General features: G+C 67.0%; 20 protein-coding genes and 3 tRNA genes. 14 read left to right on the top strand and 9 right to left on the bottom strand.

From position 1 onward, the window contains the following. Window positions 1-265: 265 nt before the first annotated feature. Window positions 266-415, top strand: a complete 150-nt coding sequence (locus tag ACOI2T_RS29900; protein ID WP_110775241.1) for a hypothetical protein — start codon at window positions 266-268, stop codon at window positions 413-415. Here the strand turns inward: ACOI2T_RS29900 and recD are convergent. From recD to ACOI2T_RS29855, 9 genes are all read right to left on the bottom strand, one after another. Next, entirely contained in the window at window positions 412-2,061 is a 1,650-nt protein-coding gene (gene recD, locus ACOI2T_RS29895; protein ID WP_409502142.1) for an exodeoxyribonuclease V subunit alpha, read from the bottom strand. The genes ACOI2T_RS29900 and recD overlap by 4 nt on opposite strands. After that, on the bottom strand, window positions 2,054-5,284 hold the full coding sequence (gene recB / locus ACOI2T_RS29890) for an exodeoxyribonuclease V subunit beta (RefSeq protein ID WP_409502141.1): 3,231 nt from the start codon (window positions 5,282-5,284) through the stop codon (window positions 2,054-2,056). Before recB ends, recD begins: the two co-directional genes overlap by 8 nt. Beyond that, window positions 5,281-8,466: an exodeoxyribonuclease V subunit gamma gene (gene recC, locus ACOI2T_RS29885; RefSeq protein ID WP_409502140.1), complete on the bottom strand. Its 3,186-nt coding sequence runs from the start codon at window positions 8,464-8,466 to the stop codon at window positions 5,281-5,283. Before recC ends, recB begins: the two co-directional genes overlap by 4 nt. Before the next feature lie 24 nt (window positions 8,467-8,490). Continuing rightward, window positions 8,491-9,714 (bottom strand): MFS transporter, encoded by a 1,224-nt coding sequence (locus tag ACOI2T_RS29880; RefSeq protein ID WP_409502139.1) that lies wholly within the window; start codon window positions 9,712-9,714, stop codon window positions 8,491-8,493. Continuing rightward, window positions 9,711-10,169: a MarR family winged helix-turn-helix transcriptional regulator gene (locus ACOI2T_RS29875; RefSeq protein ID WP_409502138.1), complete on the bottom strand. Its 459-nt coding sequence runs from the start codon at window positions 10,167-10,169 to the stop codon at window positions 9,711-9,713. Before ACOI2T_RS29875 ends, ACOI2T_RS29880 begins: the two co-directional genes overlap by 4 nt. 392 nt (window positions 10,170-10,561) lie before the next feature. Further along, complete coding sequence (locus ACOI2T_RS29870) at window positions 10,562-11,272, bottom strand: crotonase/enoyl-CoA hydratase family protein (protein WP_409502137.1); 711 nt, start codon at window positions 11,270-11,272, stop codon at window positions 10,562-10,564. A gap of 18 nt (window positions 11,273-11,290) precedes the next feature. After that, entirely contained in the window at window positions 11,291-12,148 is an 858-nt protein-coding gene (locus ACOI2T_RS29865) for a DUF8453 domain-containing protein (RefSeq protein WP_409502136.1), read from the bottom strand. Between the two features lie 62 nt (window positions 12,149-12,210). Continuing rightward, window positions 12,211-13,200 (bottom strand): phospholipase effector Tle1 domain-containing protein, encoded by a 990-nt coding sequence (locus ACOI2T_RS29860; RefSeq protein ID WP_409502135.1) that lies wholly within the window; start codon window positions 13,198-13,200, stop codon window positions 12,211-12,213. 228 nt (window positions 13,201-13,428) lie between these two features. Further along, the gene (locus ACOI2T_RS29855; RefSeq protein WP_409502134.1) at window positions 13,429-14,139 is read right to left on the bottom strand and encodes an MBL fold metallo-hydrolase; all 711 of its coding nucleotides are present in this window, start codon (window positions 14,137-14,139) and stop codon (window positions 13,429-13,431) included. A 126-nt stretch (window positions 14,140-14,265) separates the two neighbouring features. On the opposite strand from ACOI2T_RS29855, the gene ACOI2T_RS29850 reads away from it, so the two are divergent. The 13 genes from ACOI2T_RS29850 (at window position 14,266) to rplA (ending at window position 20,766) form a co-directional block, all read left to right on the top strand. Beyond that, window positions 14,266-14,715: an RrF2 family transcriptional regulator gene (locus ACOI2T_RS29850; RefSeq protein WP_409502133.1), complete on the top strand. Its 450-nt coding sequence runs from the start codon at window positions 14,266-14,268 to the stop codon at window positions 14,713-14,715. Then, window positions 14,712-15,947 (top strand): globin domain-containing protein, encoded by a 1,236-nt coding sequence (locus tag ACOI2T_RS29845; protein ID WP_409502132.1) that lies wholly within the window; start codon window positions 14,712-14,714, stop codon window positions 15,945-15,947. The genes ACOI2T_RS29850 and ACOI2T_RS29845 overlap by 4 nt, the downstream gene beginning before the upstream one ends. A 119-nt stretch (window positions 15,948-16,066) precedes the next feature. Beyond that, window positions 16,067-16,139 (top strand) — tRNA-Thr (locus ACOI2T_RS29840). A 50-nt stretch (window positions 16,140-16,189) separates the two neighbouring features. Continuing rightward, a tRNA-Met gene (locus ACOI2T_RS29835) sits at window positions 16,190-16,263 on the top strand. 38 nt (window positions 16,264-16,301) lie between these two features. Next, entirely contained in the window at window positions 16,302-16,469 is a 168-nt protein-coding gene (gene rpmG / locus ACOI2T_RS29830) for a 50S ribosomal protein L33 (protein ID WP_003881823.1), read from the top strand. Window positions 16,470-16,479: 10 nt separating this feature from the next. Continuing rightward, window positions 16,480-16,956, top strand: a complete 477-nt coding sequence (gene hadA / locus ACOI2T_RS29825; protein ID WP_067856235.1) for a (3R)-hydroxyacyl-ACP dehydratase subunit HadA — start codon at window positions 16,480-16,482, stop codon at window positions 16,954-16,956. Further along, window positions 16,943-17,371: a (3R)-hydroxyacyl-ACP dehydratase subunit HadB gene (hadB, locus tag ACOI2T_RS29820; protein WP_067856238.1), complete on the top strand. Its 429-nt coding sequence runs from the start codon at window positions 16,943-16,945 to the stop codon at window positions 17,369-17,371. The genes hadA and hadB overlap by 14 nt, the downstream gene beginning before the upstream one ends. 13 nt (window positions 17,372-17,384) lie before the next feature. Then, complete coding sequence (gene hadC / locus ACOI2T_RS29815) at window positions 17,385-17,894, top strand: (3R)-hydroxyacyl-ACP dehydratase subunit HadC (protein ID WP_067856240.1); 510 nt, start codon at window positions 17,385-17,387, stop codon at window positions 17,892-17,894. Between the two features lie 172 nt (window positions 17,895-18,066). Next, window positions 18,067-18,139: transfer RNA gene (locus ACOI2T_RS29810), tRNA-Trp, on the top strand. Window positions 18,140-18,209: 70 nt separating this feature from the next. Then, window positions 18,210-18,668: a preprotein translocase subunit SecE gene (gene secE / locus ACOI2T_RS29805; RefSeq protein ID WP_409502131.1), complete on the top strand. Its 459-nt coding sequence runs from the start codon at window positions 18,210-18,212 to the stop codon at window positions 18,666-18,668. Between the two features lie 26 nt (window positions 18,669-18,694). Next, complete coding sequence (gene nusG, locus ACOI2T_RS29800; protein WP_067856248.1) at window positions 18,695-19,483, top strand: transcription termination/antitermination protein NusG; 789 nt, start codon at window positions 18,695-18,697, stop codon at window positions 19,481-19,483. 67 nt (window positions 19,484-19,550) lie between these two features. Next, window positions 19,551-19,979, top strand: coding sequence for a 50S ribosomal protein L11 (gene rplK, locus ACOI2T_RS29795; protein WP_067856251.1), 429 nt, complete (start codon window positions 19,551-19,553; stop codon window positions 19,977-19,979). A gap of 79 nt (window positions 19,980-20,058) precedes the next feature. After that, window positions 20,059-20,766: a 50S ribosomal protein L1 gene (gene rplA / locus ACOI2T_RS29790; protein WP_067856377.1), complete on the top strand. Its 708-nt coding sequence runs from the start codon at window positions 20,059-20,061 to the stop codon at window positions 20,764-20,766. The last annotated feature ends 53 nt before the right edge of the window (window positions 20,767-20,819 follow it).

The raw sequence follows: 20,819 nt of genomic DNA, 5'->3' as shown, positions 1-20,819 counted from the left end.
TGGGTTAACTAACAGCCCACGCCTGAACGGGCGATCAAATTCAGCGACGATGCTTGTTAGCGGCCATTCCGCTCTCACCTGCGGGTTCGCATCTGAACCGCCCGAATCGTGCAAGCGATGCGCCGAAATCGACAGCTGAATGGATTCATCAAGCTGAGCTATACATTTTGCCGCGAAATTGTTAACCAAACTGACGCGCGATCTGCCTGTGGTTCAGCGCACAAACGATGTAGATTGTGACCGCAGTCATAGAAAGGGCAGGTCAATGGTCGGAGCATTTGTAGGCGTAATGATGCTGGTGCTCGGCATCGGTGCGATCGCTGGTGTTGTCGTGGCCGTGGCGATGGGCTTGCCCACCCTGGCCATCGCGATCGGACTGATCTCCGGCGCGTTCTTCGCGGGGAAGGCCGTCTAAAGCCTCAACCGCTCCCGCAGGCCGGTCGCTCGCACGGCCTGCCGGTCGATCGCGGCGCGCACTTCCGCCTCGGCGCCGACGACGCGTACCCGCGTCCTCGCCCGTGTCACCGCGGTGTAGAACAGCTCACGCGTCAACAACCGCGAGTCCTCCGACGGCAGTAACACGGTCACCTCATCGGCCTGGCTGCCCTGGGACTTGTGGATCGTCATCGCGTGCATGGTCTCGACGTCGGTGAGCCTGCCGGTCGCGAACGATCCGGACCCGCCGACGACGGCACGCATGCCGTCGGGCGTGGCGACCGTGACGCCGGCGTCGCCGTTGTAGAGCTTGAGCCCGTAGTCGTTGGCGGTCACCAGGATTGGGCGCCCGACGTACCACGAACTCCACAGCGGCTCGCCGGTCTCCTCGGTCAGCCAACGCTGCACCTGGCGGTTCCAGTGTGTGACGCCGAACGGTCCACGCCGATGCGCACACAGCAGGCGATGCTCGTCAAGCGTCGACAACGCGGTGCGCGCATCACCGAGTATCGCGGCCTGACGCAACCGAAGGGCGTGTGGCACAAGCACACCCCGGAGTTGTTCGGTCGCGTTGTCGCGCACCCATTCGATGTTTTCACCGCCCGCTGCCAGCACCTCGATTGCCGACGACGCGTCGCCAGCCCGGATTGCCGATGCCAGCGCGCCGATCGACTCACCGAACCGGTGCGAGGTCTTGAGCGCCGCCACGCCGCGCGAACCCAGGCCGTCGACGAGGTCGGCCAGCACCGCGCCGGCCTCGACCGAAGCCAGCTGATCGGGATCGCCGACGAGCAGCAGCCGCGTCTGCGGGCGCACGGCCTCCAACAGCCGCGCCATCATGGTCAGCGACACCATCGACGTTTCGTCGACCACGATCACGTCGTGCGGCAGGCGGTTCGCGCGGTGATGCCGAAACCGCGACGACGTATCGGGCCGCGGGCCGAGCAGCCGGTGCAACGTCGTGGCCTGCAGACCCGACAGCCGCGATCGGTCGACCGCATCGAGCCGGTCCACCTCCAACTGCACGGCTTCCTGCAACCGGGCCGCGGCCTTGCCTGTCGGCGCGGCCAACGCGATGCGCAGTGACGGCCGGCCCGCCAGCGCGGCCTGCTCGGCGAGCAGTGCCAGCAGGCGCGCGACCGTCGTCGTCTTACCGGTGCCGGGCCCACCCGTCAGCACCGTCAACCCCTGTGACAGCGCGACATTCGCCGCCGCGCGCTGTTCCTCGAAGCCCGCGGGGAACAACCGCGTCACGTCCGGTGCGGCACTCTCCGTGCGTGCGCCGACAAGGGCCAGCACGTCATCGCACACCTGCTGCTCTTCGAGCCAGTACCGGTCCAGGTACAGCAGATCGCCGAACAGTCGCAGCACCGGGGGAGTACCCAGCAGCGGGCTCGACTTGACCGCTGCCAACCAGGCATCGGGCGACGGCCACGGCAATGACGGCAATTCGACCTGCGCTGCCACCGACCGCAGATCCACGCATACCGAACCGCTCCGCAGTGCGCGCACTGCCAATGCGACCGCGAGCTCGACGGACTTGTCCGGCTCCTTGGCCAGCGCGGTCAACCGTTGTGCCACATGCACATCGGCGGGCTCAAGAATCTCGGTGAACGCGTCAAGCATCGAGCAGCTCCGACAGTGCGACCACCAACGCCGCGGGCGGTTCCCAGCTGAACACGCCGGCGGGATGTCCGTCGACGACGGGCGTCGCCGCCCCGCACATCCCCCGCACGAACAGATACATCACGCCGCCCAGATTCGCGGCCGGGTCATACCCGGGCAGCCGCCAGGTCAGGAAACGGTGCAGCACAACGCTGTACAACAGCGCCTGCAACGGATAATCCGAATGCAGCATGGCCTCGACCATGCGCTCCCGGCCGTAATCCGCGGCCGTCAGCGACGCATCACCCGTACCCAGCCAGTTCGTCTTGTAGTCGACGACGACGAACCGGGAGTCGAGCCGCAGCACCGCGTCGACCGAACCGGACAGATACCCACGCAATGGCTGGGTGCCCAGCACACCGGCCGACAGCCGGTCGGCGTACACCGCCATCGGATCGCCGGCGGGCAGATGCTTCCGCAGCAGGGCACCGACATCGGACAAGCGCGCGAACGACCCGCCCCGCAGATCACCGCCGGCCATCGGGAACTCGAAATCCAGTTCGCGCAACCGGTCCCGCAGGCCGATCTCGCGCAGTGTCACGCCGGGTGCCAGCGGACCCAGCGGGGTGCCGTGCATCGGCACGAGCGCCGCGGCCAGCTCGGCTGCCTCGACTTCGAGAGGCCAGCGCGCCGCGTGCACCTTGATCTGATGCTCGAGTTCGGCGGCGAGATCCGGTGCGAACGGGTCGGTCGTTTCGAGCACCGCGTGCACGAGCGATCCGAACGCCGCGCCGGTGGGCATGGACGCCATCGGTGACGGCACATCCGCACCCTGGGCGGGGGCGACGACGGGTATGTCGTCGGATTCGTCGTCGAGCTCGATGACCTCGGGCTCACTGGACACCCCGGACGTTTCAGCGGCCCGCAGCAGGCCCGAATACGACGTGCGCCGCCACGCGGTGTCGATCGCGCGGTGAAAATGCCGAACATCCAAGTCTTCTCGTGGGGCCTCGGGTGGTACCGGCGTGAAGGCGCCGATGACGGACTCCTCGACCACGGGCCCACCCACCCACGCCCGTAGCCGCTCCAGCGCCTCCTCGTCGGGCACCTTGGCGGGTACACACCTGTCGGGAACCGCGGACTCGCCCGGCGCCCGGCCCCGCAACAGCCGCGACAGGCCACCGTTGGGTTCGTCGTTCGACGGCGCCCACCACGCCACCACCTGGGACTGCGCGCGCGTCATCGCCACATACGTCAGCCGGCTGTCGTCGGCCGCAGCCTCGGCACGGCCGGCCCGTGCGACCGCCGGATCCACACCGCCGATATGCAGGCAGCGTTTGCCCTCGTCGTGGAACAGCACCAGATCCGGTTCGGGGACATAGCGATTGAACGCGAACGGCAGGTACACGATCGGGAACTGCAGGCCCTTGCTGACCCACACCGTCATGATCTGCACGGCCGCCGCGTCGCTGTCGAGACGGCGATTGCGCTCGGACTCGCCGCCACCTTCCGAACGCTGGGTTCGCAGCCAGTCCCGCAAAGCGGGCAGCCCGAAGCCCTCTCGGTGCGCGGTGTCCTGCAGCAGCTGCGTCATGTGCGCGAGGTCGGTCATCAGGCGTTCCCCGCCCTGCCACGACAGCACGCGCTTGCCCATGCCCGCGAGTTGCGCGGCCTCGAAGATCGCCGCGACCCCACGCTCCCGCGCATGACCGGCCCACGCGCGCAGCGTGTCCGCGACACGGTCGGTCAACGCGTCACCGCCTGCGGCAAGGGATTCGGCGGTTTCGCCGAAGAACATCGTGGCCGCTGCGGCGCGGACGAGGCCGGGCCGGTGGGGCTGGTCGAACGCCTCCAGCAGATACAGCCAGTCCTCGGCGGCCTCGGAGTTGAACACATCCGAATCGCCGGTGTAGACCGCCGGGATGCCGGCCTCGATCAGTGCGGTGTGGCACGCGCGGGCATCCTTGTGGGTCTCGGTGATGACGGCGATGTCGCGTGCTGCGACGGGCCGGTCACAGAACGTGGCGCCGCTGGTCAGCAGCGCACCGATGTCGGCGGCGAGGTCCTTGCCGATGTGGGTGCGCAGGTCGGCGATCGGAATCACCCTGGTGCCGCCGCGTTTTCGCGTCACGACGCGCAGCCGGAACGGATCGTTGCGCGGCGCACCGGCCAACCGGTGGCCCTGGTGATGGGCCTGTACGTCGTGCACGACGATGTCGGGGCCACCGAGCTCGGCGCCCCGCAGCACCGCCTGCAGCCGATCCACCAGCGCGCTGTCGCTGCGCCAGTTCGTGCCGAGCGTCTGCTTGTCCCCCGCGGTCGCGGCGGCCCGCAGGTACGTGTCGATGTCCCCGCCGCGGAATGCGTAGATCGCCTGCTTGGGATCACCGATCAGGATCAACGTCGCGTGCCCGGAGAACGCCCGCTCGAGCACCTGCCACTGCACCGGGTCGGTGTCCTGGAACTCATCGACCATCACGATCGGCCAGCGCTGCTGCATCCGTACGCGGGCCGCGGAGTCCTCATCTGCCAAAGCATCGGCCAGCCGGGTGAGCAGGTCGTCGTAGCCCAGGATGCCGCGACGGCGCTTGCGGATCTCCAACTCCGACAGCACATTGCGTGCGAACGCGAGCCGGACCGCGGCCGGCGAGTCGGGGTCGGGGTCGAGCGGGCGGAGTTCGGTGGCCGGGTTGTTGACCACCACGCGGGCGAGCTTGAGTGCCTCGGCGTAGCCGAGTTCCGGATCGTCGCGTTGCGCCCCGAAATGCGACAGATAGAGGTCGTCGACGATCTCGCACACCACGTCGTCGAGGCTATCGACGAGCGTGACCCCGGAGTCGCTGTCCCCGGCCACGCCAAGCGATTTGAGCACGATCTGGCAGAACTGATGCGTGGTCGCGATGGTCGCGGCATCAAAACCCGCCAGGGCGTCACGCAGCCGCTGCCTGCGGGCCTGCTGGTCGGCGGCGACGAGGTACACCTCGAGATCGTTGGCGGCGCGCGCCGGATCCTGGAATGCCGCGAGCGCGTCGACGATCTGGCAGCGCACGCGTTCGCGCAACTCCTGGCTCGCGGCCCGGCCGAACGTGATGAGCAGCATCTGATCCAGCGTCGCGGCGCCCTCGGCCACCAGCCGCGTCACCAGACCGGCCAACGCGAACGTCTTGCCGGTACCGGCGCTGGCCTCCAGGACCGTCGTCGTATTGCGGGCGGGCAGCGGCCCGAGCAGATCGAAAGTCTTCACCGGGGCGACCTTTCGGCGCGCAGCATCGGCAACCACAGGCGTTCGGCGTACTCACCCAATCCGACCAGGCGGCTCAGCGGCGCGCCACGGCCCCACGCCCGCACATGCGCGGGCTGCTCGTCCTCGCCGGGATACCTGTTGCTGCGCCAGCGGTATTCGGCTTCCCGCTGCGGGTCGTCGCCGGCATGCCGGGCTGCCGCCCACGCATAGGACGTCTTGACGGGCAACGGCAGCGGCTCACGCCGGCCCGCGTCATAGATCGTCACCAGATCGGCCAGCAGCTCGACCGGATCGTCCGGACGCCCCAGCCCCTCGACCCGCGGTGAACTACCGCGCTTGGGCCTGCCGATGCACACCGCCGACCAGTCGCGGTCCGGATAGCAGGCGGCCAACGCCAGCAACGGAATCCACGACTGCAGCAAGTGTTTGCCGTCGAGCTTGGAGTACGTCACCGACACCAGCCGCTCCCCGAACACGGGCGACACCGTTCCGGTCAGCCGGCGCCCGGTCCCCAGATCGACATCGACGTCATAGGCCTGGCCGTCGGAATCGCGGTAACGCAACGCCTCGGTGGCCAGCAGTGCGCATTGGTCACGCAGGGCGATGGCCCGGCGCCAGCCGAGTTGACCCGGCGGCAGGGTGCCGCGGCGCCACTCGGCCTGCTGGGCGTCGGCGGGCGTCATGCCGCGCAGGATGTCGCCGAGCATCCGGTCGCCGACGGTCCATTCCTCCAGGGCATCGATGTCGACGGGCATCTCGTCGGACACCCCTTCGACATCCCATGGCAGCGTGTAATCCAGCGACCGGAAGAAGCCCTTGACGGGATCGTTGAAGAAGCGGGTGAGATCCTCGAGCGCCACGTCATCGGCAGGGGGAGGCGCTAGCGGGCCCGAGAAGAACGGCGGCCGTTCGGCCCGCTGACCGCTGCTGGCGCGCGCCGCGGTGAGTGCGGTCGGGTCGAATGTGAACGGTTCGCCTGGCACCATCTCGCCGGGAATGACGTTGCGAATGTCGAACGGCTGCAACGGATGTTCGGTCACCACGTCGACGGGCCGTTCGGTGGTGATGCTGAGCGTGTCGAGTAGTTCGGCGAGCGGCACCGCGGGTGGACGGGGCTGGCCGGAGTATTCGTTGGCCCCGGTGTAGGTGACGACGAGCGTCTGCGTGGCCGCCCCGATCGCGTCGAGCAGCAACTGGCGATCCTCGGAACGGATGTCGCGCTCACCCGTCATCGGGTCGCGCGCGAGCGCGTCGTCACCGTCGACGGCGCCGAGCCGCGGGAACACCCCGTCGTCCAATCCGATGAGGCACACCACGCGGTGTGGCACCGAACGCATCGGCACCATCGTGCAGACGGTGAGCGTGCCGGTGCGGAAGTTGGCCCGGGTGGGGCGGCCAGCCAGATGCCGGTCGAGCAGTGCGCGGATATCGCTGAGCCGCAACGATGTCGGTGTGGCTCCGGCATTCTCGGCAATCTCGGCGAACTCGCGCTGCACCTGAGCCGCGGGCCACTCCTCGTCGGCGAGCGCGAGCGCGTCGATACCGGCGGTGAGCGCGGCGAGCCAGTCGCCGAGTGGGCGGCTACCGCTGAGCTGATGGACCGCTTGGCGCAGCTTTTCCACATAGTCGGCGAACCGGCCGGCAAGCTCGACGCGGTTACTGCTGACGTCGTCGAGCGGCAGCGTGGTATCGAGCCAGGCGTGGGAGTCGTCGGACATCGCGACCCCGGCCAGCACGCGGTCCATGCCGAAACGCCACGTGTTGTGCAGGAACTCCACCCCGTAGGGGCGGCGGTGCTCCTGGTCGAAGCCCCAGCGGATGTTGGCTTCGCGTACCCACGCCGTGATCGCGTCGAGGTCGTCGTCGGTGAACCCGAACCGGGCGCGCACCGGGCCGGACTCGGCGAGGTTGAGAACTTCGCTCGCGGTCGCCCGTCCGCCGGCCAGCACGAGCAGTTGTGCGGCCACCGACAGCAGCGGATTGGTCTGCACGAGTGCGCGATCCGCGAGCCGGACCCGCAATCGGTGCGCCGGGTGGGCACCGTGCACCACGTCGCCGAGCCCGAATCCGGCCGTGATCAACGGTGCATACGTTTCGATGTCGGGGCACATCACGAGGATGTCGCGTGGTTCGAGCGTCGGGTCATCGGCCAGCAGGCCGAGCAGCACTTCGCGCAGAACGTCGATCTGCCGGGCCGGGCCGTGACAGCTGTGCACCTGCACCGACCGGTCATCGGGGCGATGCACCCGCCCGGCCGGGCGGACCGCGTTGGCCGCGATGTCGGACTGCAACCAGCCCAGCAGCGTGTCGGGATGGTCGGTGCCGCTGAGAAATTCGTCGGTGTCGGGGACCGGCAGGGTGCGCTGCAGTTCGCGTAGGTCACGGCCGAGAGTGGCCAGCAGCGGATGGCCGACATCGCGATGGCTCGTGTCCTCGCGGCGGGGGAGCGCGCCCTTACGCCCGGCCAGCGACTGCCACAGGTTGTCGCTGGGGTGGGGCAGCCACAGGTGCAGATCGTGTTGGGTGGCGAGCGCGGTCAGCAGTTCGACCTCGGTCACCGGAAGGCGGGTGTGCCCGAACAGGGACAGCCGCTGCGGCAGCTCGGATGGTGATTCCTGCAGCCGGGCAAGGGCTTTCGCGTGCCGGACATGAGGTGGATCGGCGTCGACGCGCTCCACCAGGGCATGCCACAGCGGTGCCTGCCAGGACAAGTCGTCGGGCACGCCGGCCCAGTCGACCAGTAGATGCGGACGCTGCCGGGCGTAGGACGCGAACAGCCCCGCCAGTCGGCGCGCGACCGCGTATCGCCTGCCTTGCCGCAGCTCGTGCTCCTCGCCCATCTCGAAATGCCCGAGATGCGTGGCCAACGTCGTACACCACGGTTCGTCGAGGTTCTCGTCGATCACCGCGAGCAGCGGCCACACCATGGCGTCGGGGGACCAGGGATCCTCGTCGGCCGTGCCCGTCAGCTCCGCGATGAGCGAGCGGGGGTTGCGGAACTCGACCGCGGCACACACGCCGAGCCGATTCGACAGCCGTTGGCTGAGCCAGCGTTCGACGCCCTTGGCGGGCACCAGCACGAGTTCCTGCGCGAAGGGATCAGGTAGCGGATCCGCGAGCAGCGCACCCAGCCCGTCGGCCAGCAGATCGGTGCGCTCGGCCCGGTGTAGGTGCAGTGCCATCGACACCCACCCTATGAGACCGGCCTAGGAGTGCCACGATTTTTGTACGGCCAGCGTGACCACCAACGTCAACGCCGCGGCGATGACGAACGCCACCCGGACGTTAAACAGGTCGGCCGCGCCGCCGAGCAGGGCCGCCGCGAACGGGCGCGACCCAAGGAACCCGACGAGCCACAGCGCCATGATGCGTCCGCGCAATTCGTCGGGGGCACGCTCCTGCACCACGGTGCTCAGGCCCGTCATCGCCCAGCCGAAGCCGAGACCCGCGATCGCGAACCCGGCAAGCGCCACCGCGGTGACCGAGCCAGCGGCCAGCAGTCCACATCCGATCACGAGCAGCCACAACCCGATCGACGACACCCGCGCCGACTCGAGCCGACCACGCAGCACGGCGAGTACCGCCATGCCCAGGGCCGCGCCGATACCGAAGGCCGCCGACAACCACCCGACCAGGCGGGTACCGCCGCCGAGGTCCTCGGCCATCGACGGCGTCAGGGTGATCGACGGGTCGGAGGCGAACCCAACGGTCGTCACCGCGATCAGCGCGAGCAGCAATGGCCGGTCGCGCCACACGTAGCGCAGGGCCGCTCGGACCCGGTAGTCGCCGTCGGGGCTGCGCTCCGGGCGCGTCGGGAAGGTCACGAGCACCAGGAAGAGTGCGAACACGAGGTGCAGGCCCGCGCTGATCGCGAAGCCCGGCGCCGCACCGAGATGCGCGGCCAGGTACGCGCCGATGGCCGGGCCGAGGATACGGCCGATGGTCATCGGAATGCTGTTGAGCGCCATCGCGGTTGGGAGCTCACCTTCGCGGATCAGGCTCGGCACGATCGACTGCATGGCCGGGCCGCCGATGACGAACCCGAAGCCGACGAGCGTCGAGCCCACGAGCACCGGTATCGCCACGGCGCTGCCCTGCAGATCAGGTGCGACGCCCAACCACACGGCCGTCGAACCCGAACCGGCGATACACAACACCCGCCCCAACAGAATTTGGCGGGCGGGATTGCCGACGTCGGCCCACTTGCCGCTCGTCGGGCTCAAGATGAGCTGGGGGAGGAACTGCGCGACGCCCACGAGGCCCACCATGACGGCCGAGCTGGTCGCGTTGAAGATCACGATGGCCGCGACGATGCCGTGCGTCCACACCGCGACGACCGAGAACATCTTGCCCCAGAACAGTGCCCCGAAAACCGGGTCGAACATGAGGCGCAACGCGCCCCGCGGTCGCAAGGTCACGTCGGCCGTCACGAGGCGACTTTCCGTTCGAAGTCGGTGACGAGCCGCTCCAGCAAGTCGACGAGGGTGTCGACGTCGTCATCGGACCAATGCGCCACGGTCTCGGCGACCATGTCCCGGCGCCGCGCGGTCACCTCGGCCAGCGCGTCACGGCCTCGATCGGTCAGCATCAGCACGCACCGTCTCTGGTCCTCGGCGGACAAGGTCTTGGTCAGCAGGCCGGCCGTGACAGCAGACGTGACGGTGCGGCTCGCGGTGGAATGTTCGACGCCCATGTATTCGGCGACCTCGCCGATCGAGGCGCCGTGGCCGGTTTTCTCGCGTTGTTCGACGGCGCGGAGCACGCGCAGCGTCGACAAAGTCGGCACCGTGGTCGCGGCATCGATCAGACGGCGTCGCCATCCGGGACGCTGCCGCACGGTGTGCACGCGCACCAACAGTTCGTCGAGTCGGTTGTAGCGAGGCACGTTATATGCATAGCACATGCATATATCTCGGAGAAAATGGATCAGGTGGTGCTGTTCCCGCCTTTGCGCGACAAAGTCGCGGAAATCGGCACAGGGGTCTCGCTGTGCGCTCCAGTAACAGCGGGTCAGTCACGTGCGGCACTGGAAGCGCAACAGCCTCTCGTGCAACGGGTTTCGGCGTGCCCGCATGCGAGCGACTTTGTCGCTGACAATCGGGCAGCCCTGATGCTGTGATAGGAGTGCCTGATGAGCCGGAGGGGAGCAGTGTGATCCGGCCGGTGGGTCACCCGATACACATGATGCTCCAGAGGCGAATCGAGCGACATTGTCGCGCATAGGCGGGCGCAGAGGCACCTGGCCTTCGGAGAGCTGGCGACGCGGACCGAAGGCTCTCAGCCGGCGAATTCGGTTGCCAGCCCGTCAATTCCCGCCCGAATCGCCGTCACGGCGTCGGCGCGCGCCTTGAGCTTGCTGGCCACGTGGGCGGTGGTGTGCAAGGTGGCCGCGGCTTCGGCGGCGACCTCCTGAGCGCGCGTGAGCACGTCACCTTGCTCGACGATCTCGTCGAGCCAACCACCGGCAATCGCCGCGTCGCCCGCGAACGTCGCAGCCATCGAGATCCCCCGCTGAAACGCCGCACGCGTCAACCGCATGCGCATGATCTCGATTGCGGCGACCGGCAGCGTCATGCCGATCGCGACCTCGTTGGCCTGGCATCGTGATTTCGGCGAACCGACCCGGTGGTCACCGGACAGCAGCAGAAACGACCCCATCGCGATCGCCGGCCCGGTCGCGGCCATGATCACCGGGACCGGGAACGTCAGGCAGCGTACGGCCAGCTCGAAACCGCCTGCCAGCATTCCGAGCGCGGCCTCCGTGTCGCCCGAGGCGAACACGCTCAGATCGAACCCACCGCTGAACACCCGCGAGTTGCCGGCCAGAACAAGGGCTTTCACCTCACCGCTGCCGGCAGCCTGCGCGGCCTGGTCGAGCGCGGCGTTGATCTCGGTCTGCATGGCCGGGGAAAGTGCGTTGACCTTGCCATCGTCCAGCGTGACGGTGGCGACGGATTCATTCAGCGCATAGCTCACCAGGCTGCTCATTGGACAGATGGTACGGACTCATTCCGCGCGGTGACGACGCCCGGTACGCACCGGCGGGGGGTTGATGAGATCGGTCTCGGGATCGTCGTCGTCGAAGTCCTCGTCGTCTTCCTCATGTGTGGCGTCGTAGCGGCTCTTCCACCGCTCGCGCACCTCCGCGCCCAGCGCCTTGATCCGGTTGATCTCGGAACGCAACGTCTGCTCGTCGGTCTCCTTGGCCGCGTACTGGAAATACGCCAGCACACCGCGCAGGAGTTCAAGCTTCTGCTTCTCCTGGCGCGCGCGATCGTGCGTCGTCAGCAACTCCATGCGGTCGACCGGCGGCAGCGTCGCCCAATCGAGCACCGCGGTGTTGCGGAACTTCTTGCCGGTGGATTTGCCGCCGGTGACGGGCTCGTCGTAGTAGGTGATCGCGCCGTCGAACCGGGACGCGATCGCCTCGCCGAGCTGCTTGCGATCCAGCGCGGAATCCCACACGATCCGCCACTCCTGCGACGGCGCCAGGTACGGGATCTCGGCGGGCAGGTTCAGCGGGACGATGTCGACATAGTTGTCGTCGTAGGAACTTTCGTACTTGCCGACGGTGGGCGGGTTCGCGAATTCGAACCGCAGGCCGTACGCCGGCCGCTGGCCATAGTTGCGGATCACGAGCTCGACGAGATGCCAGTCGGAACTGCTCGGTTCCATGAACATCGCGACGTTGGGCTGCGTGAGTTCGGCCCGGCGTTCCTTGGCTTTCAGAAACTGCCGCCACGCGTAGATCAGCGCGACGATCACGACTGCAATGGCAACCCATGCCGCGAGCGCTGTCCACGCGCCCGGGTCAAAACTAGCCAACTCGCGCCCCCGATCCGCGATTGAGTCGAAAATCCCCACCAAAGGCTTATATCACGGACCGAGACCCCTGGCAGTGGTCATGCGCAGCAAACTTCGACGGGCTACGAGGCGGCCGCGGTCAAAACCTCTCCCTCGGCAGGCGCCTCGACCGCGGTGGGCACCAGCCGCTCACCGCGAGACAGCCAATCGGTGTCGGCCCACTCGATGCGGGCCGGCAATCGCCGCCAGTACTGCGGATGCGAACGCAGATAGACCTCGACGCTGGCGTGCACCCTGGCGTCCAGAGGCGGCCGGCGCACTCCGAAGGTCTGGGCCGAACCGGCGAGTGCGTCCGCATCGCTCGGCGACGAGTTGCGTTCGAACACTTGCAGACCCGCCTCGACCGCGCCGTCGATCATCCAGTCCAGCGCGATGTCGGCAAGCGGCCAACATGCGCCTGCTCCGCCGGCGATATCGCAGTGCGCACCGCGGAACCACACCTCGTCGAGACGGCTGTCGCGGCGCATCGCCCGTCGGCCGCCGCCGACCGCAACCGCGTGACGACCCGTCTCGACGTTGGACAACAGACCCGCGCTACCGCGCACGCCGGGAATGGCCTTCGCGTCCCACATCCCGAGGAACCGCACGGGGACGACGGCTTCGTCGTCGCCGAGCAGTTGAGCGGTGAGCTTGCTGACGCGTTGCCAATCCTGTGCCGTGCGCGTCGTGCGTGGCAGTACATAGGTGGCCAGTGCGTAGTCGAGCAGTTCATCGGAACGGTTCGGCAATAGTCCGACCGTCCCGAGGAGGGCGGCGAGTTCGCAGGCGCGGTGGCCGCCGTACCCGCCGCCGAACAGGAAGAGGTGATCGCCGGGCTCCCAACTGTCGCGGAGGAAGTCGTAGGCCTCGACGATCGCCGAGCGGGCTTCGGTGACCGCGTTGCCGCGGCGAGGTAACGAACGTCTTGTCCGCGCCGTGGCGCCCGCCCCGGGGTGGTACCAGTTGATTTGATCGGAACTGTCCAGCAACCCGAACAGTGCCTGCGTGTTGGTCGCGTCACGCGAGCCCGGATGTTCATCTGCGTGGTCGAAGCACAGCACGATGTTCTTCACGACGACCCCCGGCGGTCGGACAAAAAGGCTTACTGAAACAGTTTGCCGGGCGAGAGCGAGAGTGTCCTGAGTATTGCACTACTCGATTGGCTGATCTCCACGGATTTTTGCCTAGTCAACGGCATGAACAACGAATTCCGTGGCAGTAGCGCCGATAGGCGGAGGAATTACCCCGCTGTCGGCGCGGCCGAAGAACGGATTCCGCAATTAAACGCCGTCAAGTGTGCGTTATGCGCCCATCAACATGCGCCACTGCTCGAGATTCGACGCGCGATACACGTAGTTGCTGCGCTTGACTTTGTCGAGCGGGGCGCTCGGTTCGGTCGAGTACCAGTGCCCCGGGTAGACCGTCGGGTCGCCGGGAAGCTGGGCCAGGGCCTGCAGGCTGCGGAACATGTCGTCGACGTCGCCGCCAGGAAAGTCGGTACGGCCGCAGCCGTCGAGAAACAGGGTGTCGCCCGCGACCAGGCGGCCGTCGAGGAGGAAGCACTGACTGCCCGGCGTATGGCCCGGGGTGTGCAGCAGTTCGATGTCGACGGCGCCGACGCTCACCTTGTCGCCGTGTTCGTGGCGCGTGAGATCGCTCATCGCGATACCGGTGACGCGCGAAACCCAATCGGCCTCATGGGTGTTGACATGTACCGGCACGCTCTCGCGCTCGAGCAGCTCGGCCAGGCCTTTGAGCGTGAAGCCCATCATCGAGCCGCCGACGTGATCGGGATGGTGGTGGGTGACGAGCACACCTGACAGGTGCATGCCGTCGGCTTCCAGGGCATCGACGAGATCGCCGGCCGCGTAGGCCGGATCGACCACGACGGCGTCGCCGGTTTCGCGATCGCCGATGAGGTAGGCGAAGTTGCGCATTTGCTGGGCGATCATGTCGTCGGCCGCGAAGTCGCGGCCAGACAGCAGCTGGCGGAAATACAAGCGGTCGGCCATGCGCCCACACTATTGGCCGGGCCTGCCGAGCCATACCCGCAGGTCTAAAAACCGCACGTCACGGGGTGTTTAACGGCACACGCGGAAAAGTCGCATCGACAATGCGGAATTACTAGCGTTTGAGTCATGCACCTGACCCGATTCACCGACCTGGGACTGCGCACGCTGATGCTGCTGGCCTCCGGTGAGTCCGAGGACCGGCGCGTCACCACCCGCACGATCGCGAAGGGCGCCAACGCGTCGGAACATCATGTGGCCAAGGCGGTCTCGCGGCTGGCGGAGTTGGGCATGGTCTATGCCCGGCGCGGACGGGTCGGGGGACTGGTGCTCACCGAAGCCGGCCGTACCGCCTCGATCGGCTGGCTCGTGCGCGAACTCGAAGGCGATCGCGAGGTCATCGAGTGCGGGGGCGACAGTCCGTGCCCGCTGATCGCGGCCTGCCGGCTGCGCCGCGTCCTGGCCGACGCGAAAGAGGCGTTCTACCGCGAACTCGACCGCTACACCGTCACCGATCTCACGGCCGGCACCAGCCTGCCGATCGTTCTGCAACTCACCGGAGAAAGGAATCCGCAATGACCGTCACCAGCCCCGAGCCGTCGGCTGTCCGCGACGAACTCGAGCCGCAGCACGCCGAGATCGTCTCGGCCACACTGCCTCTCGTCGGCGCTCACATCGACGAGATCACCTCGGCGTTCTATCGGCGGTTGTTCGAGAACCATCCCGAGTTGCTGCGCAACCTGTTCAACCGCGGCAACCAGGCCCAAGGTGCGCAACAGCGCGCGCTGGCGGCCTCGATCGCGACATTCGCCACGCACTTGGTGAACCCCGATCTGCCGCACCCGGCGGCGCTGCTGTCCCGCATCGGGCACAAGCACGCGTCGCTCGGGATCACCGCCGACCAGTACCCGATCGTGCACGACAACCTGTTCGCCGCGATCGTGGAAGTCCTGGGCGCCGAGACCGTGACGGCCGAGGTCGCCGCCGCGTGGGATCGCGTCTACTGGATCATGGCCGACACCCTGATCGGCCTCGAACGCGATCTGTACGCCGCGGCGGGCGTCGAACCGGGCGATGTCTATCGGCGCCTGCGCGTCGTGTCCCGTGTCGACGACCCGTCCGGCGCCGTCCTCGTCACGGTCCGTGCGTCTGATCCGGTGAATTTCGTTCCCGGGCAATATGTTTCGGTAGGCGTGACATTGCCCGACGGCGCTCGCCAGCTACGGCAGTACAGCCTGGTCAGCGTTGCCGGGTCGACCGACCTGACGTTCGCCGTCAAGCCCGTCGACGCGACCGCGACCCAACCGGCCGGCGAGGTGTCGAGCTGGATCCGGGCCAACGTCTGCGTCGGCGACCTGCTCGACGTCACGGTGCCGTTCGGCGATCTGCACACCGAGGGCACCGACGGCCGCCCGCTCGTGCTGATCTCGGCGGGCATCGGGATCACCCCGATGATCGGCATCCTGGAGCACCTGGCCGCCAAGCTCCCCGACACGCATGTGCGGGTGTTGCACGCCGACCGCAGCGACAACGCCCATCCGATGCGCGAACGCCAACACGAGCTGATCGACGCGCTGCCCAACGCGTCGCTCGACGTCTGGTACGAGGACGGCCTGACCGGCGGGGCGCCTGGCGTGCACGCCGGCCTGCTGAACCTCGACGGCATCGAGCTGCCCGCCGACCCCGACATCTACCTGTGCGGCGGGGCCGGATTCGTCCAGGCCGTGCGTGGCCAGCTGACCGGTCGCGGCGTGCCCGCCGAGCGCGTGCACTGCGAGCTGTTCTCGCCCAACGACTGGCTGCTCGATTGATCTACGCAGCTAGATAGGCCCTCGGCAGCCGTGCTGACCAGCGGTTTGGTGCGGTTGCCGGGTAGGCTGTACCCTCTTTAAGGCCCCGCGGCACGCGTCGCTGGGCCTGAAGTAGGCAGGCCCCCTTAGCTCAGTCGGCAGAGCGTTTCCATGGTAAGGAAAAGGTCAACGGTTCGATTCCGTTAGGGGGCTCGGTGGACGCTAGGTACTCCAAGCGCGGGGTGCCTCCCGCGTCGATCCGGGGCGGTGTAGCTCAGCTGGTTAGAGCGCACGACTCATAATCGTGAGGTCGGGGGATCGAGCCCCCCCACCGCTACAGGACCTAGCAATTGAACGTGGAAGAGGGCAGCTGACGTGGCGTCGAGTACCGACGTACGGCCGAAGATCACTTTGGCGTGCGAGGTGTGCAAGCACCGTAACTACATCACGAAGAAGAACCGCCGGAACGATCCCGACCGGCTGGAAATCAAGAAGTTCTGCCCCAACTGCGGAACCCACCAGCCGCACAAAGAGTCGCGGTAGCCCAACGCTCGTGGGTCTTTCGTCGAACATCGTCGGGATGCATTACCGCTATCCCGAGTACTACGAGGTTGGTCGCGAGAAAATCCGTGAGCACGCCGTCGCGGTCAAAAACGACGATGCGTACTACTTCGACGAGGCAGCCGCGGCAGAGCTCGGCCACGAGTCCCTGCCCGCGCCGCTGACCTTCATTTGCATCTTCGGTTACACAGCGCAGTCGGCGTTCTTCGAGAACGCGAACATCGCCATCCAGGACGCCCAGATCGTCCAGGTCGATCAGGAACTGAAGTTCCTCAAACCGATCAAGGCCGGCGATCGTCTCTACTGCGACGTGTACGTGCATTCCGTTCGCAAGGCGCACGGCACCGACATCATCGTGACCAAGAACATCATCACCGACGACGCCGGTGACGTGGTGCAGGAGTCCTACACGACCCTCGCGGGTCGTTCGGGTGACGGAGAAGAGGGTTTTACAGATGGCTCTGCGTGAGTTCAGTTCGGTCAAGGTGGGTGACACGCTCCCAGAGAAGATCATCCCCCTGACCCGCGGTGATCTGGTGAACTACGCCGGCGTTTCCGGCGACCTCAACCCGATCCACTGGGACGACGAGATCGCCAAGCAGGTCGGTCTCGACACCGCGATCGCTCACGGCATGCTCACGATGGGCCTCGGTGGCGGCTACGTCACCTCGTGGGTGGGCGACCCCGCCGCCGTCAAGGAGTACAACGTCCGGTTCACCGCGGTGGTGCCGGTTCCCAACGACGGCGTCGGCGCCGAGATCGTCTTCAACGGCCGGGTCAAGTCCGTCGATCCCGACGACAAGCTCGTGACGATCGCCATTTCGGCCACTGCCGGCGGAAAGAAGATCTTCGGTCGCGCCGTCGCAACCGCACAACTGGCTTAGGGAGGTACGGGCCATGGCGCTCAAAACCGACATCCGAGGCATGGTCTGGAAATACCCGGATCCATTCCTGATCGGCCGCGAGCAGATCCGCCAGTACGCCAAGGCCGTCAAGGCCATGGATCCCGCCAGCCACGACGAGGCCGCCGCCGCCGACCTGGGCCACGACGCTCTGGTCGCACCGCTCACCTTCGCCTCGACCCTGGCGCTGCTGGTGCAGGAGCATTTCTTCAGGCACGTCGATGTCGGCATGGAGACGATGCAGATCGTCCAGGTCGACCAGAAGTTCATCTATCACAAGCCGCTCATGGCGGGCGATCAGCTCCACGCGGTCATGGAGATCCAGTCCGTCGACGAACGCTTCGGCGCCGACATCGTGGTCACCCGCAACGTCTGCACCAACGACGACGGCGAGATGGTCCTCGAGGCCTACACGACGATGATGGGCCACGAAGGCGACAACTCGATCCAGGTCAAGTGGGATCCCGAAACCGGCAAGGTCATGCGCAGGGCCGCGGGGGAGTGACCGGTCGAGTAGGCGATTAGTAACTCACTGCCGCGCCGGGGTACACTCGGCACTCGGGGTTTTTCCCATTTCAGCGCGCTTCCGTCCGCTTTGATCGAGCGAACGGGGAGCGCGCGAATTGTGTGAGCCCCGGACACTGGACGTGATGACGGCGTCAGCCGGGTATCACCGAAGGGGCGTAGCTCAACTGGCAGAGCAGCGGTCTCCAAAACCGCAGGTTGCAGGTTCAAGTCCTGTCGCCCCTGCTCAACTGAATATTCGACAGCGTGTGGACACTGGAAGGTGACCACACAAACCAGGGACGAAAGGCATGCGGTGAGCGACGAGCGCGAAGGTGCCGGCTCCGCAGACGACACTGGCACCGAAACCGGCACCGACTCGGGAACGACTGGCTCCACGCACGGTCAGACCGCGGTGGTGACCCGGCCGCTGCGCCCGACGGGTAAGCGGACGCGTCGCGGGGCGGCCAGTGATGCCGACAGCGGGACCGAGACCGAAACCGAGACCGAGTCGGCCGACGCCGACAAGAACGGCTCCGGCAAGGCCAAGAAGGTCAAGAAAGACGCGACCGGACCGTCGCGCAACCCGATCATGTTCGTCGTCAACTACCTCAAGCAGGTCGTTGCCGAACTTCGGAAGGTGATCTGGCCCAACCGCAAGCAGATGGTCAGCTACACCACCGTGGTGCTGGTCTTCCTGGCGTTCATGGTCGCGCTCATCGCCGGTGTCGATTACGGCCTGGCGCGACTGGTGTCGCTGGTGTTCGGCACCTGATTTGGAATTGAGAGAGGACTGACAACGTGACCACGTTCGACGGCGATGAGACACTCGCCGACGAGACCGCTGAGTCTGAGGATGTCGTCGAAGCGACCGAGACCGCCGAGGCGGAGTCCGTCGACGAGACCGATGCGGCGCCCGCCGCTGACGAGGCCGCTGCCACCGAGGCTCCTGCTGCCGACGAGGACGAGGATCCGGCCGTCGCGCTCAAGAAGGAGCTGCGGCTGAAGCCGGGCGACTGGTACGTCATCCACTCTTACGCCGGTTACGAGAACAAGGTGAAAGCCAACCTCGAGACCCGCGTGCAGAACCTCGACGTCGGCGACTACATCTTCCAGGTCGAGGTGCCGACCGAAGAGGTCACCGAAATCAAGAACGGCCAGCGCAAGCAGGTCAACCGCAAGGTGCTGCCCGGCTACATCCTGGTGCGCATGGAGCTCAACGACGAATCCTGGGGCGCGGTGCGCAACACCCCCGGCGTCACGGGCTTCGTCGGTGCGACGTCGCGGCCCTCGCCGCTGTCCCTCGACGACGTCGTGAAGTTCCTGCTGCCGCAGGGCGCGGCCAAGAAGCCGGCCAAGGCCGCAGCCGCGGCGTCGGCCGCCTCGACCGAGGCCACGCTGGAGCGCCCCGAGATCCTGGTGGACTTCGAGGTCGGCGAGTCCGTCACCGTCATGGACGGCCCGTTCGCGACGCTGCCCGCATCGATCAGCGAGGTCAACGCCGAGCAGCAGAAGCTCAAGGTGCTGGTGTCGATCTTCGGTCGTGAAACACCTGTCGAACTGACCTTCAACCAGGTCGCAAAGATTTAGCCGGTAACGGCTAGAACAGCGGGCGCGACGCGCGCCCTCGGATGAGCAAGTAAGGAACAGCACACGCATGGCCCCCAAGAAGAAGGTCGTCGGGCTGATCAAGCTGCAGATCCAGGCCGGGCAGGCCAACCCTGCCCCGCCGGTCGGTCCTGCACTCGGCCAGCACGGCGTCAACATCATGGAGTTCTGCAAGGCGTACAACGCCGCGACCGAGTCGCAGCGCGGAAACGTCATCCCCGTGGAGATCACCGTCTACGAGGACCGCAGCTTCACGTTCGCACTGAAGACCCCGCCTGCCGCCAAGCTGCTGCTCAAGGCTGCCGGTGTGCAGAAGGGCTCGGGCGAACCGCACAAGACCAAGGTCGCCAAGGTGACCTGGGATCAGGTGCGCGAGATCGCCGAGACCAAGAAGGCCGATCTCAACGCCAACGACATCGACGCAGCGTCGAAGATCATCGCCGGCACCGCCCGGTCGATGGGCATCACCGTCGAGTAGCGGATCGACGCCAAAGGAACGCGTGGGAGGGCTGGCATCGGCCCGCAACCACGACTCCAACAACACGATTGGATTTTCAATGAGCAAGAACAGCAAGGCATATCGCGAGGCGGCTGAGAAGGTCGACAAGACCAAGCTCTACTCGCCGCTCGAGGCGGCGAAGCTCGCCAAGGAAACCTCCTCCAAGAAGCAGGACGCCACAGTCGAGGTCGCCATCCGCCTCGGCGTGGATCCCCGCAAGGCCGATCAGATGGTCCGCGGCACCGTCAACCTGCCGCACGGCACCGGCAAGACCGCCCGCGTCGCGGTGTTCGCCGTGGGTGAGAAGGCCGAGCAGGCCACCGCCGCCGGCGCGGACGTGGTCGGCAGCGACGACCTGATCGAGAAGATCCAGGGCGGCTTCCTCGATTTCGACGCCGCGATCGCCACCCCTGACCAGATGGCCAAGGTCGGCCGGATCGCTCGCGTGCTGGGCCCGCGCGGGCTGATGCCGAACCCGAAGACCGGCACCGTCACCCCCGACGTCGCCAAGGCCGTGCAGGACATCAAGGGCGGCAAGATCAACTTCCGTGTCGACAAGCAGGCCAACCTGCACTTCGTCATCGGCAAGGCGTCCTTCGACGAGGCCAAGCTGGCCGAGAACTACGGCGCCGCGCTCGATGAGGTGCTGCGCGCCAAGCCGTCGTCGTCGAAGGGCCGTTACCTCAAGAAGGTGACCGTCTCGACCACCACGGGTCCGGGTATCCCGGTTGACCCGGCGGTGACCCGGAATTTCACGGAGGCGTAGCTCGCGGAGCCGACCATCGGCACGGAGGCGTAGCTCGCGGAGCCGACCATCGG

Source organism: Mycolicibacterium wolinskyi str. Jessa 2025, assembly GCF_049241375.1.
GTDB classification, from domain to species: domain Bacteria; phylum Actinomycetota; class Actinomycetes; order Mycobacteriales; family Mycobacteriaceae; genus Mycobacterium; species Mycobacterium wolinskyi.
Note: the sequence above shows the minus strand (reverse complement) of the source record. Positions and strands in the feature narration are given on the sequence as shown.

Coding starts and splice junctions, on each gene's coding strand:
- ACOI2T_RS29900 (WP_110775241.1), top strand. CDS start 266: ATGGTCGGAGCATTTGTAGGCGTAATGATGCTGGTGCTCGGCATCGGT.
- recD (WP_409502142.1), bottom strand. CDS start 2,061: ATGCTTGACGCGTTCACCGAGATTCTTGAGCCCGCCGATGTGCATGTG.
- recC (WP_409502140.1), bottom strand. CDS start 8,466: ATGGCACTGCACCTACACCGGGCCGAGCGCACCGATCTGCTGGCCGAC.
- ACOI2T_RS29870 (WP_409502137.1), bottom strand. CDS start 11,272: ATGAGCAGCCTGGTGAGCTATGCGCTGAATGAATCCGTCGCCACCGTC.
- ACOI2T_RS29855 (WP_409502134.1), bottom strand. CDS start 14,139: ATGGCCGACCGCTTGTATTTCCGCCAGCTGCTGTCTGGCCGCGACTTC.
- ACOI2T_RS29850 (WP_409502133.1), top strand. CDS start 14,266: ATGCACCTGACCCGATTCACCGACCTGGGACTGCGCACGCTGATGCTG.
- ACOI2T_RS29845 (WP_409502132.1), top strand. CDS start 14,712: ATGACCGTCACCAGCCCCGAGCCGTCGGCTGTCCGCGACGAACTCGAG.
- hadB (WP_067856238.1), top strand. CDS start 16,943: ATGGCTCTGCGTGAGTTCAGTTCGGTCAAGGTGGGTGACACGCTCCCA.
- hadC (WP_067856240.1), top strand. CDS start 17,385: ATGGCGCTCAAAACCGACATCCGAGGCATGGTCTGGAAATACCCGGAT.
- rplK (WP_067856251.1), top strand. CDS start 19,551: ATGGCCCCCAAGAAGAAGGTCGTCGGGCTGATCAAGCTGCAGATCCAG.
- rplA (WP_067856377.1), top strand. CDS start 20,059: ATGAGCAAGAACAGCAAGGCATATCGCGAGGCGGCTGAGAAGGTCGAC.